This window comes from uncultured Desulfosarcina sp. (assembly GCF_963664155.2).
Taxonomy (GTDB): domain Bacteria; phylum Desulfobacterota; class Desulfobacteria; order Desulfobacterales; family Desulfosarcinaceae; genus Desulfosarcina.
The window spans coordinates 5,107,832-5,122,376 of sequence record NZ_CAXXXH010000001.1 but is presented as its reverse complement, the minus strand read 5'-3'; the positions used below and the strand labels follow the sequence as shown (position 1 = coordinate 5,122,376).

Below are 14,545 nucleotides of genomic sequence, written 5' to 3'. Positions count from 1 at the left end.
CGGTTGGAATGCTGAAAGATCAGGGCTCGATTTCAATAATGCGGGGAATCGCGGTTCCGTTTTCAATTCGGACCATAGCAACCGACACCGGATAATTGAACCGACGGTGGCCGGCACTTCCCGGATTGAGGTAGGTGACGCCATTTTTTTGGAAAATTTCAGGCTGGTGGGTGTGCCCGCTGACGACCACATGGATTCCGGCAGCCGAAGGCTCCACGTCCAGGTGGTTCAGGTCATGGAGAAGGTAAAAAAAGACCCCTTGGATCTCTATCATCTCCCTGATCGGCAATGGATCGGACCATGAACCGTGGTCCGTGTTTCCACGGACAGCCATTAACGGAGCGATTCGTTCCAGCCGTTTCAACACCTGTCCATCGCCCACGTCACCGGCGTGCAGGATCTGATCGCATCCTGCCAGAACCTTTTCCACCTCCGGACGGACCAGGCCGTGAGTGTCGGAGAGAATACCGATGCTTTTTGGTTTATTTGAGTTCATTGGGTTTGTTGAGTTCGTTGGGTTATCAGCGTACGTTCAGAAACGGTGGATTGCGGTTCAGGTCAAGGCCGCAGCTTTTTTAAAACCGGAGGCGTAGCAGCGCTACGTCGAGGATTTTAAAAAGGCGAGAACACCGAGCTGGGCCGCAAGACGGCACTTCGGAAGGTACGCTATCTGCCACAGCACTTCTTGTATTTCTTACCACTGCCGCACGGGCAGGGATCATTGCGGCCGATTTTTTCGGATTCCCGTTTGACCGGTTTTTGGGTGGCCGGAGCATCGCCGCTGCCGGAAAAGATCAGTTTCTGCTCCTTGGGCTTTTTCAGGTCATCGATGTGTTCCGGTTCGGCCAGTTGTATCCGGAACAGAATGCCAAGAGTTTCCGACTTGATGCGGTCGATGGTCTCCTGGAACATATCGAAGCCTTCTTTTTTGTAGACCAGCAGCGGATTCTGCTGGGCGTACCCGCGCAGCCCGATGCCTTCCTTGAGATGATCCATGGACAGCAGATGATCTTTCCATAAATTATCCACGGTCTGTAGCATAACCATCCGCTCCAGTTGCCGGAAATCATCCCCCCCGCCCAGCATAGCGGCTTTCTCCTCATAGAGGAGGTGGGCTTGATCGTAAATTTCCTGTGCCAACCCCTCTTCAGTAAGGCCGTCCAGGGTATCTTCATCCATTTTCGCCAACCGGAAATTGAACTGCTGAAAAACGGCATCCGAAATGGCCTCCCATTCCCACTCCGCGGGAATGGCCCGCTCATCAGCAAATTTGGCTGCGATATCCTCGGCCGATTCCATCATGATATCTTCGATGGTGGATTTCAGGTCAACGCCGGTAAGCAGGTCGCGGCGCTGTTTATAAATCACCTCGCGCTGCTGGTTCATGACGTCGTCGTATTCCAGCAGGTGCTTGCGGATGTCAAAGTTGTGGGCCTCCACCTTGGACTGGGCATTCTCGATGGCACGGCTGATCAGGTTGTGTTCGATGGGTTCGCCCTCTTCCATACCCAGTCGCTCCATAATCCCGGTAATGCGCTCGCCGCCGAAAATACGCAGCAGGTCATCCTCCAGCGCCAGATAGAAACGGGAAGAGCCAGGGTCTCCCTGGCGTCCGGAGCGGCCGCGCAGCTGGTTGTCGATGCGCCGGCTCTCGTGGCGCTCGGTACCCAGGATGTGGAGGCCGCCCAGTTCGGTCACGCCTTCACCCAGCACAATGTCGGTGCCGCGTCCGGCCATGTTTGTGGAGATGGTCACCGCCCCTTTCTGGCCGGCCATGGAGATGATTTCCGCCTCTTTCTCGTGATTCTTGGCGTTGAGCACCTCATGGGGAATGCCCTGTTTTTTCAGTTTTTTGGCCAGCTGCTCGGAGATGTCGATGGAGACCGTGCCCACCAGCACCGGTTGGCCTTTCTGGTGGAGCGCTTTGATCTCCTCGATAGCGGCATCGAACTTTTCCCTGCGGGTCTTGTAGATCACATCGGAAAAGTCTTTCCGTATCATGGGCATGTTGGTGGGTATCACCGATACGTCCAGGTTGTAGATCTTCTTGAATTCCGCTGCCTCGGTGTCCGCCGTACCGGTCATACCCGCCAGTTTGTCGTACATCCGGAAGTAATTCTGAAAGGTGATGGTGGCCAGGGTCTGGTTCTCGTTCTCGATCTTGACGTTCTCCTTGGCTTCCAACGCCTGGTGCAGTCCTTCGCTGTAACGGCGGCCGGGCATGAGCCGCCCGGTAAACTCGTCAACGATGATCACCTCGCCCTCTTTGACGATATAGTCCACATCACGTTTGAACAGGGTGTGGGCCTTCAGGGCCTGGTTGGTATGGTGAAGCAGCTCGATATTGCCTGGGTCGTAAAGGTTCTCAACGCCCAGCAGCTGCTCGGCACGGGCCACCCCCTCTTCGGTGAGAGCAGCACTCCGGGCCTTTTCGTCGATCTTGTAATCCACCTCCGCCTTGAATTTGGGGATAATCCCATTGACCTGGTAATAAAGCTGGGTCGATTTTTCGGCAGGACCGGAGATGATCAATGGCGTCCGGGCTTCATCGATAAGAATACTGTCCACTTCGTCCACGATGGCAAAATGAAGATCCCGCTGGACCAACGACTGGGCATCGAACTTCATATTGTCCCGAAGATAATCGAAACCGAATTCATTGTTGGTTCCGTAAGTAATATCTGCACCGTAGGATTCTTTTCGCTGACGGTCGTCGAGCCCGTGCTGGACCGTTCCCACCGACATCCCCAGGTAGGTGTAGATCTGTCCCATCCACTCCGTGTCACGCCGTGCAAGGTAGTCGTTAACGGTAATCACATGCACCCCTCGCCCGGTGAGTGCATTGAGGTAGACGGGCAGCGTGGCCACCAGGGTTTTGCCTTCACCGGTTTTCATCTCGGCAATTTTTCCGCCATGAAGCACCATGCCGCCGATGAGTTGAACGTCGTAGGGACGCATTTCCAGCGCCCGCATCGAGGCTTCCCTGACGGTGGCAAAGGCTTCGGGCAGCAGATCATCCAACGGTTCCCCATTGTCGAGGCGGGTCTTGAGCTGAGCCGTCTGGCCTTTGAGTTGCGCTTCGCTCATGGCATTCATCTTCGGTTCCAGGGAATTGATGGCCTCTACAAAAGGTTGAAGCTTTCTCAGTTCCCGTTCATTTTTGCTGCCGAACAGCTGGGTTAAAATTTTACCAATCATCTATTCAATCTCCACTTTCATCGATCGGATGGCGTCTCTGGATATGAATTGCACGGGGACAGTCTTTTCGGTATCCACCCCGGTGTTAAAGCGCCGGCATTCTAAACCATTTTACCGGACCACTCAAGCGCAAAGGGGCAATCCACCTTTTTCGGAACCATACCGTCGGCCGATAAGGGCGGGATACAACCGAATAACCAGTCGGGGTAGAACAGCTATTGGGGTCGGTTTGACACCTGCCGGTCAATTCAGGATATACGTGGCAGGATTCACGGGAACGCCATTGAGGTAAACTTCATAATGTAGATGAGGGCCGGTGCTGCGGCCACTGTTGCCCATCTGGGCGACGATGTCACCGCGTTTGACCTTTTCTCCAATTTTCTTCAGGGTTTCGCTGAGATGGGCGTAGCGGGTGATCATGCCATGGCCGTGATCGATCACAAGCACATTTCCCATCGTTCCTTTATTGCCGGCAAAGGAAACGATTCCATTGGCTGTAGCCAGGATGGCGGTTCCTTTTCGGTTGGCAATGTCCACCCCTTTGTGAAACTCTTTCCTGCCGGTGAACGGGGAAACCCGGTAGCCGAAGCGGGAGGTCATCCAGCCACTGGTGGGTCGAATGGCGGGCGTTGAAGCCAACAGATTGCGCTGACCTTCCAGATTGTCCAGCAGGGAACCGAAGCTGTTCTCCTGGCGCTGGGATGCCGTATCCAGTTCGTCCACCTGTTTGTGCATTTCACGCATCAACCCCTCGTGGCGCTGGGTCAGCTCTAACTGGGGTTCCAGGTCTTCGGGAGCAGCCCCCCCCACGCCGAAAAGGTTGTCGTCCGCCTGTCTGGGTGCCAGATTGGCAATGACGCGAATTTTCTCCTCAAATTGGTCCAATTCGACCAGCTTTTCCTTGAGAGCATTGATTTCATGGGCGAATGATTGAATCTGCAGCCGTTGTTGCCCGATCTCTTCCCGCTGTTCGTCAATGGTTTTGGCCACATGGTGGTTGGCGGCAAGGGATTTTCGAAGGAGTTGGTAATCGTGGAAGGAAATACCGATAAACGCAACGCATAAGATAGTCACCAGTGCCATAGCCACCAACAGGGCAACGGGGATGGTAAACTGTTTGACCGTCGTTCCCGAGTTGCTCAACATGATAAACGATACTTTTTTAGCCATTACCCTTCCATGCCAGAAGCAAATTTAACGTTTTATCCATAAATATCAATTGGTTATTAACGAAATCAGCATGAACAAAAAAAGGCTACCATGATATAGACCTCCTGTCAATACCACGGTAGCCGTTGTTTCCATTTAACTCCCCATTTTAATTAGCAAATGAATTCAGCCCGATGGGGGGGAAGTGCTTCTCAAGTCGTCTAGGCAATACCCAGTTTGAATTTGAGAGATTTCAGGGTGTTGAGCATGAGCATGGTAATGGTCATAGGGCCCACGCCGCCGGGAACCGGGGTGATTGAGCCGGCGATTTCCTTGGCGGCATCGAAGTCCACGTCGCCCTTGAGGATGGCTACCTTCTTGCCGGTTTTTTCACTGATTTTCTCACCCACACGGTTGACACCGACATCAATGACACAGGCACCGGGTTTGATCCATTCAGGCTTCACCAGATCCGGTACGCCTGCGGCAACGATCAGAATATCGGCTCGTTTGCAATGGGCAGCCAGGTCTTTGGTCCGGGTGTGGACGATGGTAACGGTGGCATTGGCACCGGGGCCTTTTTGGACCATCATGTTGGCGATCGGTTTGCCCACAATGTTGGAGCGGCCCACCACAACGACTTCAGCTCCGCTCGTCTCAACCCCTGCGCGCACAATCATCTCCTGGATCCCTGCGGGAGTACACGGAGGAAACTTGACTTCGGCCCCGCCGATCATCAGCCGTCCCACATTGACCGGATGGAATCCGTCCACATCCTTGTCCGGGTCGATGGCATTGAGAACTTTTTTCTCATCGATGTGTTTGGGGAGAGGGAGTTGGACCAGGATACCGTTGATGCTGTCATCCTTGTTGTATTTGTCGATCAGCGCCAATAAGTCCGCTTCTGAGATGTCTACCGACTGATTGTCCTGAATCTCCTTGAACCCGACTCGGTGAGCGGTCTTGATCTTGAGGGTCACATAGGAAATGGATGCCGGGCTCTCCCCCACGAGGATGGTGACCAGTCCGGGAACCACACCGTGTTTCTCCTTGATCTGTTTCACCTCGGCAGTGATTTCCTCGAGAATCTGCTCCCGGATCTCGGTTCCCTTGATAAGCGTTGCTGTCATCTCCAGTCTCCTTTCACATTTATGGTTTCGGTGCGAAATACCCTAATGAAAAGCCGTCGGCGTTTTCAAAAACGATTATGGCAAATAGTAAAATGGCAAGGATAGATGATGAAATCGCCCCTTGTTTAGTCCAAAATAGTGTGGATGTCAACAAAGCGATCTTGTTGGAAATCTGTTACAGCTACAGCGGATAGGGAACGCCGCCCAGGCCCGCGGTTTCATCGAAACCGAACATCAGGTTCATGTTCTGGACGGCCTGCCCGGCGGCCCCTTTGACCAGGTTGTCGATGGCGGACATCAGAACCAGCCGGCCGCTGCCGGGATCCACCGCCCAGCCGATATCGCAAAAATTGGTTCCCCTGACGTGCAAGGTGTCCGGGAAGCGACCGCCGGGCAGCAGGCGGATGAAGGGCTTGTCGTGGTAATGCGATTCCAGGCACTGTCGGATCAGCATTTCATCGACGCGGGGAGAAGTCGTGACGTAAACCGTGCTTTCCATCCCCCGGGTCATGGGCACCAGGTGAGGCACAAAGGTGATTTTTACCGACCGGCCTGCACAGAGCGAAATATTTTCTTCTATTTCCGGGGTGTGCCGGTGCCCCCCGACCTTGTATGCCTTGAAGGATTCATTGACATGACAGAAATGGGTGGCCTGGTTGGCACCGCGACCGGCTCCACTGACGCCTGACTTACAATCGGCAATGACGGTGGCCGGATCCACAAGCTTCTCTTTGATCAGAGGCAGCAGCGGAAGCAGCACACTGGTGGGATAACAGCCCGGGTTGCCGACCAGGTCCGCAGCGGCCACCTTTTCGCCATAAATCTCACTTAACCCATACACCGCCTTGTCCATCAAGTGGGCACAGGTGTGGACCTGGTAGTGCGCCTCGTAGGCATCACGGTTGTTGAACCTGAAGTCCGCAGAAAGGTCCACCACCCGTCGTCCCGCATCCAGAAGGCCGGGAACCATAGCCATGGACGCCTTGTGCGGCAATGCGAGAAAAACGATATCGCTGTTTTTAGCGACGGCGGTGGGTTCGCTGCCCTCACAATCCAGCTTTACGAATCCGTTTAAAGCCGGATAGATGGTATCGAAGGCAACTCCGGCATACTGCCGGGAGGTGATGACGGACAGGGCCACATCCGGATGGCCGGAAAGGATTCGGACCAATTCGGCACCCGCGTACCCGGAAGCGCCAACGACAGCTGCACGAAGCATGGGGTCTCCTTTTGTTTTTCCTTTTCAGCTTTCAGCGTTGAGCCTTGAGCTTTCTTTACCCACCCAGGTAGGCTTTCTTCACCTCAGGATCATTGATCAGAGTCTCGGAATCGCCTTCCAGCACCAGGTTGCCATTTTCCAGAACATAGCCTTTTTTGGAGAACTTCAGCGCCAACCGGGCATTCTGCTCCACCAGCAGGATGGCGGTGCCCTCCTGCCGGTTGATCTCCTTGAGGGCCTGGAACACGTTCATCATGAGCAGCGGCGACAATCCCATGGAAGGCTCGTCCAGCAGCATCAGCCGGCGGCCGCTCATAAATGCACGGCCGATGGCCAGCATCTGCTGCTCACCGCCGCTCAAGGTGCCCGACGCCTGGGACTTGCGCTCTTCGAGCCGGGGAAAAATTTCGAACACCCGGCGATAATCATTTTTCACATGATCCCGATCCGTGCGCGCAAAGGTGGCCAGTTGGAGGTTCTCCATCACCGTCAGGTTGCCGAACAGACGGCGGCCTTCGGGTACGTGGGTAATGCCCAGTTGGCTGACCACCTTGTCTGCCGGAAATTTAAGCAGGTCTTTTCCCATGCAGGTCATGACCGACCCGGTCTCCACCGGTACCATTCGGGAAACAGCCCGCAGCGTTGTACTTTTGCCGGCTCCGTTGGCGCCGATGATGGTGACGATTTCACCGGCATCGATATTGAAGCTGATCCCGTGCAGGGCTTTGATATTGCCGTATGACACCCGGAGGTTTTCCACGTTGAGCAGCATCAGAATTCCACCTCCTGTTGACCAATGTAGGCCTCGATGACCTTGGGATGATTCTGGACTTCGGTCGGCGTTCCCTCCACGAGGACTTGGCCGAACACCAGGGCCTGCACATGCTGGCAGAGTTCGTGAACCACCCGAAGCCGGTGTTCGATGAGAAAAATGGCCAGATTGAAGCGCTCATGGGCTTTGCGGACCACCTCGATCATGGCCATCATCTCGTCAGGGGTCATACCCACCGTGGGTTCGTCCAGCAGGAGCACCTTGGGCTCGATGACCATGGCCCGGGCCATCTCCACCCGACGCTGGGCACCATAAGGCAGGTTGACCACCAACTGGTCGGCAAACTGGTCCACGGCAAACATCTTCAGATATTCCATGGCGAGGTCCGTGGTCTGGCGCTCTTCCAACCGGCGCTTGGGGGTGTCCAGGAAAGCCCCCCACAGGCCATATGAGAGTTTGGAATAGCGGGCCATCTTGATATGTTCCAGAACGGTCATATGGCGCCAGAGCTTCATCTCCTGGAAGGTGCGGGCCAGCCCCATGGAGGCGGTCTCGTTGGGTTTTTTGCCGACGAGTTCCTCACCGTCGAATTCCACGGACCCCTGGGTCGGCCGGTAGATACCGGTAATCAGGTTGAAGATGGTGGTTTTGCCGGCACCGTTGGGGCCGATCAGCCCGGTAATCTGGCCCGGGTCTAGGCTGAGGTTGTATCCGGAAACGGCCTGCAGGCCGCCGAAATTGTGGCTCATGTCTGTGACGTGAAGAAGCGGCATATCAATCCACCTCCTTGGGTCCGAAAACCTGCCGGGCATTGAATTCCTTGAAAGCGATGAGCCCGGTGGGCCGGTAGATCATCACCAGGATGAGCAACAGCGGAATAACGATCCACTTGAAAATTTCCAGGGGCCGCAGCGCCTCCCCCAGCAGGCTGATGGACACGGCTCCGACAATGGATCCGTATACCGAGTTCAAACCGCCGAAATAGACCATGGCCAGTACTTCCGCCAGTTTCTGGACACTGAACATGGCCGGGTTCACATAGCGGAGCACGTGGGCCAGCAGGCCGCCGGACACACCCGCCCAGAATGCGCCGAACAAGAATGCCGCCATCTTGGTTTTTCGGGTGTCCACGGTCATGGCTTCGGCCGCCGATTCGTCGTCGCGCACCGCGTTGAGCGCTTTGCCCATAGTGGAGGTGACAAAATTGTTGATCGTCCAGATACCGAAAGCCATGGTAATGAAAATTACCGGCAGGGTGGCCCAGTCCGGCTGTCCCGAAATGCCCCGGCTGCCGCCCAATGCCTGCATGTTTTCGAAAAAACTTTTCACGATGAAAAGAAACGCCAGGCTGATGATGGCCAGATAGTCCCCGCGGGTTTTAAAGGAAGGGATGGCGATAATCAATGCGCCCAGGGCGGCCGTCACCCCACCGAAGATCAACGCCAGGGGAAAGGTCAGGTAGGCGGTGGAAAAGGTGAAAACCGCATCGCCCAGCACCTTGTCACTGGTAAACAGCCCCACCGTAAATAGGCTGGACATGTAAGCACCGATGGCCATGAAACCGGGGTGGGAACATGAAAATTCCCCCATGTACCCGTTGATGATGTTCAGGCTCAGGGTGAACAGGACGGCGATCAGGGTCAATTTGAGGAATATCAGCCGGTAGTCGCTTACCTCGGCCCACACGTGCAGTACCGCATACATCAAACCCAGTTGAACCAACGCAGTAATGATGAGGGGGAATTTCTGAAGGTATCGCGCGATCGCATTGGCAGGCTTGACGGCGGCCCGGGAGACCAGGGCCAGCGGTACGAGGTAGATAACGGTCAGATAGACCAGGGCCATGGGGATTTCAACCAGCCTGGCCCAATTGAAAGCATCCCCCTTGATGAGAAAATTGACAATCCCGGCCACCACTTTAAAAATGGTGAGGAGGCCGAAAAGAATCGGCATCTTGGGCAGTCTCAACAACGATGACAGTTCTTCGCCGGCCAGCTGCTCCCAGAGCACGCAAACCAGAAACCCGAGAAGATAACCCAAAAGGGGCACCGGTTTAAAAAACAGGCCCACCCGGTAGAGAATACCGCCGGCCTGTTTCGGTGCGAGTGTTTCGTCCATAGCAACGTTTCCTTGTCCGCAGATAAGATCAGGATGAGGATTAGAGTCGTAGTTTCGCGCTGTATGCCTGCCCGAAGAGCCCGTGCGGCCTGAAAATGAGGATCAGCAGGACGATGGAATAGGCAATGAGATCACGAAAATTGGACCCGATATTCAGCGAGAACAGGCGGTTCATGATCTGGATGGCCGGAACCGTCATGATCTCGATAAAACCGAGCATGAAGCCGGCGATGCAGGCTCCCATGATAGAGCCCCGCCCGCCGAGAATGGCGGCCACGAAGGCTTTCCATCCGAAGCTGACGCCCATATAGGGATCCAGGACCGGATAGGCCAACCCGAAGAGGATACCGGCGGCGGCGGCCAGCGCCGACCCGATGGCAAAGGTCATGGCGGCAATGGTGTTCATGGGCACCCCCACCAGGGGAACCACCACGTAATCGTAGGCCATGGCCCGCATGGCCATGCCCCACTTGGTACGGGTGATCAACTGGTGCAGGGCCAGCATCAGCCCGATGGAGACCAGCACGATCATAATCTTCTTGTTGGTCACGTATACACCGCCGATGTTGTAAGTAACCGATTCAATCAACTGGGGGAATTTAAGCCGTGAACCACCCAGAAAGAGGATATTGGCGGTTTCCAGGATGATGCCGATCATCAGGCCCGTGATGGCTGCCGATGCCCGCGGCGCCTCCCGCAGGGGCCGATACCCGACCCGCTCCACGATGATTCCCACAAATGCGGTGAGGAACATGGAAATTAAAATCGTCAGTACCAGCACCACCCAGCCGGGCAAAACGGCTGCGGCTCCGCTACCAAACAGGGACAGCAGGCCCAAGGAGACGCCCAGGCCGATGTAGGCCCCCACCATGAAAATGTCGCCATGAGCGAAGTTGAACAGCATGAGGATGCTGTACACCATGGAGTACCCGAGTGCGATCAGGGCGTAAAAACTGCCCCACTGCAGGGCATTGATCAGATTCTGCATGAGAAAGTTAACGGTCATGGGCAGCGGCTCCCGTCAAAAGGAAAGGGAAACAGGCACGCCTGATCCCTTTTTCGTTGAGCCGGCCGCCCCCAGGAGGAAAGCGGCCGGTTTATTACAATGATCGTTTGTCGGTTTCAGGTCTTATTTGGGGCAGACCGATTTAAAAAATTCAAACTTGCCCTCGTTGTTGATCTTGACCACCACGGCACATTTTTTCGGATCGCCATCGGGCGTAAAGGTCATGGCGCCGGTGATGCCCGGAAAATTCTTGATAGATGCCAGGGCATCTTTAACCTTGGTCCGGTCGGCTTTGATGTCGCCGGACAGCCCGCCGGTGTCTTTGATGGCCTGGACCATCAGCCCCAAAGAATCCCAGGTCAGAGCGGCTACGTCGTCGGGGGTTTTGCCATACGCGGAAGTGTATTCGTCAATAAAGGTTTTAGTGGCACCCTTGGCACCGGCTGCAGCATAATGGGTAGAAAAGTAGTACCCCTTGCAATCGTCACCGCACAGCCCCATCAGGTCACCGCCGCCCCAGGAATCGGAACCGAGGATCGGTTTGGTCCACCCCATCTCTTTAGCGGCCCGCACGATCAGGGGCACTTCGCTGTAGTACTGGGGAACGAAAAGCACATCGGCACCGGCCATCATGATGTTGGTCATCTGGGCGGAAAAATCCTTGTCGCCGGTGGTGAAGCTTTCGAAGGCCACAACGGAACCGGGACCGTGGATCTTTTCGAAAGCCTCCTTGAAAAATTCTGCCAGCCCCTTTGGGTAATCGGCAGCAATGTCGTAAAGCACGGCTGCTTTTTTTGCGCCCAGCTCATCCGTGGCGAAATTGGCGATAACCGGACCCTGGAAGGGATCCAGGAAACAGCCGCGAAATACATAGGGCCGATTCAAGGTGGTATTGGGGTTGGTGGACCAGGGGCTGATCATGGGGGTGGCATAGTTGTTGGCCACCTCACCGGCGGGTACGGCCTGGCTGGATGACTGGGGGCCGATGATACCCAACACCCCCTCTTCGGTGATCAGCTTGGTACTGACCTTGACGGCCGATTCGGCCTTGTACTCGTTGTCATCATAGAAAAACTTGAGAGCGTAGGATTTACCCCCCACGGTGACCTTCGGGTTTTTCTTCAGATACATTTCCGCAGCATTTTTCGATGATGCACCCACGTCAGGGTTGTCGCCGGTCAGGGGGATGTTGAAACCGATCTTGATGGTTTCCGCTGCGCCGGCATCCACAGCCACAAACGTGAATGCAATTACAGCAACCAGAAACAATAAGAGACCACTAGAAAATTTACGCATGTCACTCCTCCTTTTACTGCCGATTAGGTGGGTTAGCTGGGGGGATACACGCCCCGAAGTGAATAGTCTGCCTCATTAACATGGGCCCATGTGTTTTTCAACGACATTTTCCCATGCCCACAGATTGAAAAGACTGGTTTTTCTGTCGGGAACCGATTTTGGGATCAGAGCAGCAACCGGCAAGCGAGGTGGAGACAGGCCGTTGTCGGGGGTTGATTATCGGCGGCGCATCTCCGTCACCATCTCTTTTAGAATGGAAAGCACATTTCCACCCCGCTGCCGGGCGATGCGGTGGGCTTCATCGACGATCTGCCGGGCATGTCCTTCCAGCAACGCCTTTTCCGGCAACGGCTGACCGTTCCTTTCATACTGCCAGGCCAGCAGGCGAATGGCCACCTTGACCTGCTGATTTTTCAAAAAACCCACGGTTGACCTCAATTCAGTAGCTTATCGCTCATTAAAGTTAGGCGAAATCCGTGTTAATGCCTTGTTGGGCGGAATGCAGGCCTATACAGCAGCAGCACGCATTCAACCCAAAACAACTTCAGCCTTCAGTCTGTCTACCTGATTTTTGGCACAGGCCAATCAGAAACGCTTCAAGAAGGATACGGGGATCCTGTCCCGAAGATTTCATGCGTTTGTCGGTCTCGCTCAAATCAATGACCGCCGATGTCAATTCTTCCAGAGAAAAATGGTCGGTTTTTTTGAGGGTCTGGAAAACCGGAAAGGGGCTCTTGAGGTTCTTCGCCAGAATCAGGTCGCTGGATGCCACCTTTTTCGGTTTTGTCCTCTCAGTGGGTGGGTCCAGAATCGACTCCCACGCTTCCGTAAGGGCGGCAGAGGCCCCATCATCCGCCTGAACGGCCGTGAACGGACCGGCTTTAAACTGGGGAAATGTCATGCGGTCAGACCAGGACCGACCCCGGTCCCGCACGATGAAGTCTTTGGCCAGCAACAGCCGGCGAATCTGGTTGGCCACCGCCGCCAGCAACTGCAGGGGATGCAACCCGTCATCCAGCAGACTTTTCAGGAAGAACAGAATAGCCGGCAAATCGCGGTCCGCGACCGCATTGGTAAACTCGAAGATGGGATCCTTGCGGGTGCGCTGCAACACGGTGGTCACATCCGCGTCGACAATCGTTTTTCGATCCCCTACAAAGCTGATCAGCTTTTCCAGGTTGCCGGAAAGGGTACGAAGATCGAAACCGGTCCACTGCAACAGCCGCTGGCGCGCATCCACGGCCATCCGCTTGGCGGCCTGCGCCAAGGCATCATCCATGGCCGCCTGCATCACCGCATCCTGGGCCGACCGATCCGTTCGTGTCTCCCCTTTGGGGACGGTGCAATCCACCACCAGGCCCGTTTCACCGATGGCTTTGAACAGGACTTTTCGACGATCGACGAAATCAGTGGTAATCACCAGACGATGCCCATCCGGAAAGCCCTTTTCCATGGCTGCTTTGAGTAAATCCGCATCGTCGCGCTTTACCGGAATTCGAAGCCCGTTCTCGCGACAAAATTCCATCAATTGGGAAAACCAGGATGCCGGTTCGCCATCAACATCGTCGACCACCTTACTTCTCAGTGCCGGCGTGGCCAGATCCTCAAAGGCCAATCCGGCAAGCGCCATCAGGTTTAAGAATGGCCGCGACGCCTTTTTCATATCCCCGCTTTGGGCAGCCTGCACCATCTTCTCGCGAAGCCCTTGCTGGGCCATGGCCGAATAAAAAAGCCGGGCGTCCTGCAGCACCACCACCTTGGTAGCGGAAAGCAGGGCATAGGTATTCATGCTGGACAGCACTCCGCCAAGGGTATCTTCACCGCCATCGAAATGCTCGACCCCGAGGGTTCTTTCCCCTCGGGGCATCAACACATCCAGCATCCCCTCGACCGCCTTTTTACAAAGCATTTCTTCTCCGCATACCAGGGTGACCGCCGGCCAGTCGGCGGCGAACGTGCGGCTCAGATAGTCGGCAAACGCATTGTAGGCAATAGTTGGCATAAATAGTTGAAAGCTCAAAGCTATTGGTTGGTGGCGCTATAAAATGAAGGATTGCTTTCCCTATGTGCTATCAGCCATCAGCTATTGGCTAATTCGGCATTTTCCCCAACACGAGGTGAGCAATGAAAATCGTGATACCCACGGTGATGCCGCTGTCCGCCACATTGAAGGCCGGCCAGTGGTAGGCTCCCACGTAGACATCCAGAAAATCCACCACCTCACCGAAGCGCAGCCGATCGATGAGGTTGCCTAAGGCACCCCCGAAAATCATGGCCAGGGCCGATGCCAGATAAGGGTAAGTTTTAGGGGTGCTTCGGTAAAAATAGACGATCAGCCCCATGGCGATGGCCGAGACACCGACAAACAGCAGGTTGCGGGTCCCCTGGCTGCCGGCAGCCATGAAGCCGAAGGCCCCTCCTGGATTGCGGATATATGTCAGGTTGAAAAAACCCTGGATCACCGTGATGGAATGATAAAGCGGCATTTTTACCATAACCAGCAGTTTGGTCGTCTGGTCCAAGACCACAACCAATCCGGCAATCACGGCAAATGGCTTGAACCCCATCGAGGAAATCAGGGCCTCGCCGGCGGCCTTTTTCGCAGGCGCATCCGAACGATTTCCGGATGCGGTGGTTTCCGGTTTGGTGGTCTTCAT

13 protein-coding genes are annotated in these 14,545 nt (G+C 55.2%); all 13 read right to left on the bottom strand.

Annotated features, from left to right (window positions below):
• Positions 1–19 precede the first annotated feature (19 nt).
• The 13 genes from ACHZBS_RS23425 to lspA all read right to left on the bottom strand — a co-directional run bounded on the left by ACHZBS_RS23425 (position 20) and on the right by lspA (position 14,545).
• Positions 20–496, bottom strand: coding sequence for a metallophosphoesterase family protein (locus ACHZBS_RS23425; RefSeq protein ID WP_319408905.1), 477 nt, complete (start codon positions 494–496; stop codon positions 20–22).
• A 170-nt stretch (positions 497–666) separates the two neighbouring features.
• A complete protein-coding gene (gene secA / locus ACHZBS_RS23420) occupies positions 667–3,198 on the bottom strand; it encodes a preprotein translocase subunit SecA (RefSeq protein WP_319408904.1) in 2,532 nt (843 codons plus the stop codon).
• Between the two features lie 243 nt (positions 3,199–3,441).
• Positions 3,442–4,368 (bottom strand): peptidoglycan DD-metalloendopeptidase family protein, encoded by a 927-nt coding sequence (locus tag ACHZBS_RS23415; RefSeq protein ID WP_319408903.1) that lies wholly within the window; start codon positions 4,366–4,368, stop codon positions 3,442–3,444.
• Between the two features lie 200 nt (positions 4,369–4,568).
• Entirely contained in the window at positions 4,569–5,477 is a 909-nt protein-coding gene (gene folD / locus ACHZBS_RS23410; protein ID WP_319408902.1) for a bifunctional methylenetetrahydrofolate dehydrogenase/methenyltetrahydrofolate cyclohydrolase FolD, read from the bottom strand.
• Between the two features lie 181 nt (positions 5,478–5,658).
• A complete protein-coding gene (gene argC / locus ACHZBS_RS23405) occupies positions 5,659–6,696 on the bottom strand; it encodes an N-acetyl-gamma-glutamyl-phosphate reductase (RefSeq protein WP_319408901.1) in 1,038 nt (345 codons plus the stop codon).
• Between the two features lie 55 nt (positions 6,697–6,751).
• Entirely contained in the window at positions 6,752–7,474 is a 723-nt protein-coding gene (locus ACHZBS_RS23400) for an ABC transporter ATP-binding protein (protein WP_394708053.1), read from the bottom strand.
• Complete coding sequence (locus ACHZBS_RS23395) at positions 7,468–8,241, bottom strand: ABC transporter ATP-binding protein (RefSeq protein ID WP_319408899.1); 774 nt, start codon at positions 8,239–8,241, stop codon at positions 7,468–7,470. Before ACHZBS_RS23395 ends, ACHZBS_RS23400 begins: the two co-directional genes overlap by 7 nt.
• Position 8,242: 1 nt before the next feature.
• Positions 8,243–9,586, bottom strand: coding sequence for a branched-chain amino acid ABC transporter permease (locus ACHZBS_RS23390; protein ID WP_319408898.1), 1,344 nt, complete (start codon positions 9,584–9,586; stop codon positions 8,243–8,245).
• 40 nt (positions 9,587–9,626) lie between these two features.
• Positions 9,627–10,592, bottom strand: coding sequence for a branched-chain amino acid ABC transporter permease (locus ACHZBS_RS23385; protein ID WP_319408897.1), 966 nt, complete (start codon positions 10,590–10,592; stop codon positions 9,627–9,629).
• Positions 10,593–10,715: 123 nt separating this feature from the next.
• Positions 10,716–11,888, bottom strand: a complete 1,173-nt coding sequence (locus ACHZBS_RS23380) for an ABC transporter substrate-binding protein (RefSeq protein WP_319408896.1) — start codon at positions 11,886–11,888, stop codon at positions 10,716–10,718.
• Between the two features lie 216 nt (positions 11,889–12,104).
• Positions 12,105–12,314, bottom strand: a complete 210-nt coding sequence (locus tag ACHZBS_RS23375) for a hypothetical protein (protein ID WP_319408895.1) — start codon at positions 12,312–12,314, stop codon at positions 12,105–12,107.
• A gap of 118 nt (positions 12,315–12,432) precedes the next feature.
• Positions 12,433–13,890 carry a DNA polymerase III subunit delta gene (gene holA, locus ACHZBS_RS23370; RefSeq protein WP_319408894.1) on the bottom strand — a complete coding sequence of 486 codons (1,458 nt, stop codon included), beginning with the start codon at positions 13,888–13,890 and terminating at the stop codon, positions 12,433–12,435.
• Positions 13,891–13,978: 88 nt separating this feature from the next.
• Positions 13,979–14,545 (bottom strand): signal peptidase II, encoded by a 567-nt coding sequence (lspA, locus tag ACHZBS_RS23365; protein ID WP_319408893.1) that lies wholly within the window; start codon positions 14,543–14,545, stop codon positions 13,979–13,981.

Excerpts from the sequence above, each read along its gene's own strand:
- ACHZBS_RS23425 (WP_319408905.1), bottom strand. The coding sequence starts at position 496 with ATGAACTCAAATAAACCAAAAAGCATCGGTATTCTCTCCGACACTCAC.
- secA (WP_319408904.1), bottom strand. The coding sequence starts at position 3,198 with ATGATTGGTAAAATTTTAACCCAGCTGTTCGGCAGCAAAAATGAACGG.
- ACHZBS_RS23415 (WP_319408903.1), bottom strand. The coding sequence starts at position 4,368 with ATGGCTAAAAAAGTATCGTTTATCATGTTGAGCAACTCGGGAACGACG.
- folD (WP_319408902.1), bottom strand. The coding sequence starts at position 5,477 with ATGACAGCAACGCTTATCAAGGGAACCGAGATCCGGGAGCAGATTCTC.
- argC (WP_319408901.1), bottom strand. The coding sequence starts at position 6,696 with ATGCTTCGTGCAGCTGTCGTTGGCGCTTCCGGGTACGCGGGTGCCGAA.
- ACHZBS_RS23395 (WP_319408899.1), bottom strand. The coding sequence starts at position 8,241 with ATGCCGCTTCTTCACGTCACAGACATGAGCCACAATTTCGGCGGCCTG.
- ACHZBS_RS23390 (WP_319408898.1), bottom strand. The coding sequence starts at position 9,586 with ATGGACGAAACACTCGCACCGAAACAGGCCGGCGGTATTCTCTACCGG.
- ACHZBS_RS23385 (WP_319408897.1), bottom strand. The coding sequence starts at position 10,592 with ATGACCGTTAACTTTCTCATGCAGAATCTGATCAATGCCCTGCAGTGG.
- ACHZBS_RS23380 (WP_319408896.1), bottom strand. The coding sequence starts at position 11,888 with ATGCGTAAATTTTCTAGTGGTCTCTTATTGTTTCTGGTTGCTGTAATT.
- holA (WP_319408894.1), bottom strand. The coding sequence starts at position 13,890 with ATGCCAACTATTGCCTACAATGCGTTTGCCGACTATCTGAGCCGCACG.
- lspA (WP_319408893.1), bottom strand. The coding sequence starts at position 14,545 with ATGAAGACCACCAAACCGGAAACCACCGCATCCGGAAATCGTTCGGAT.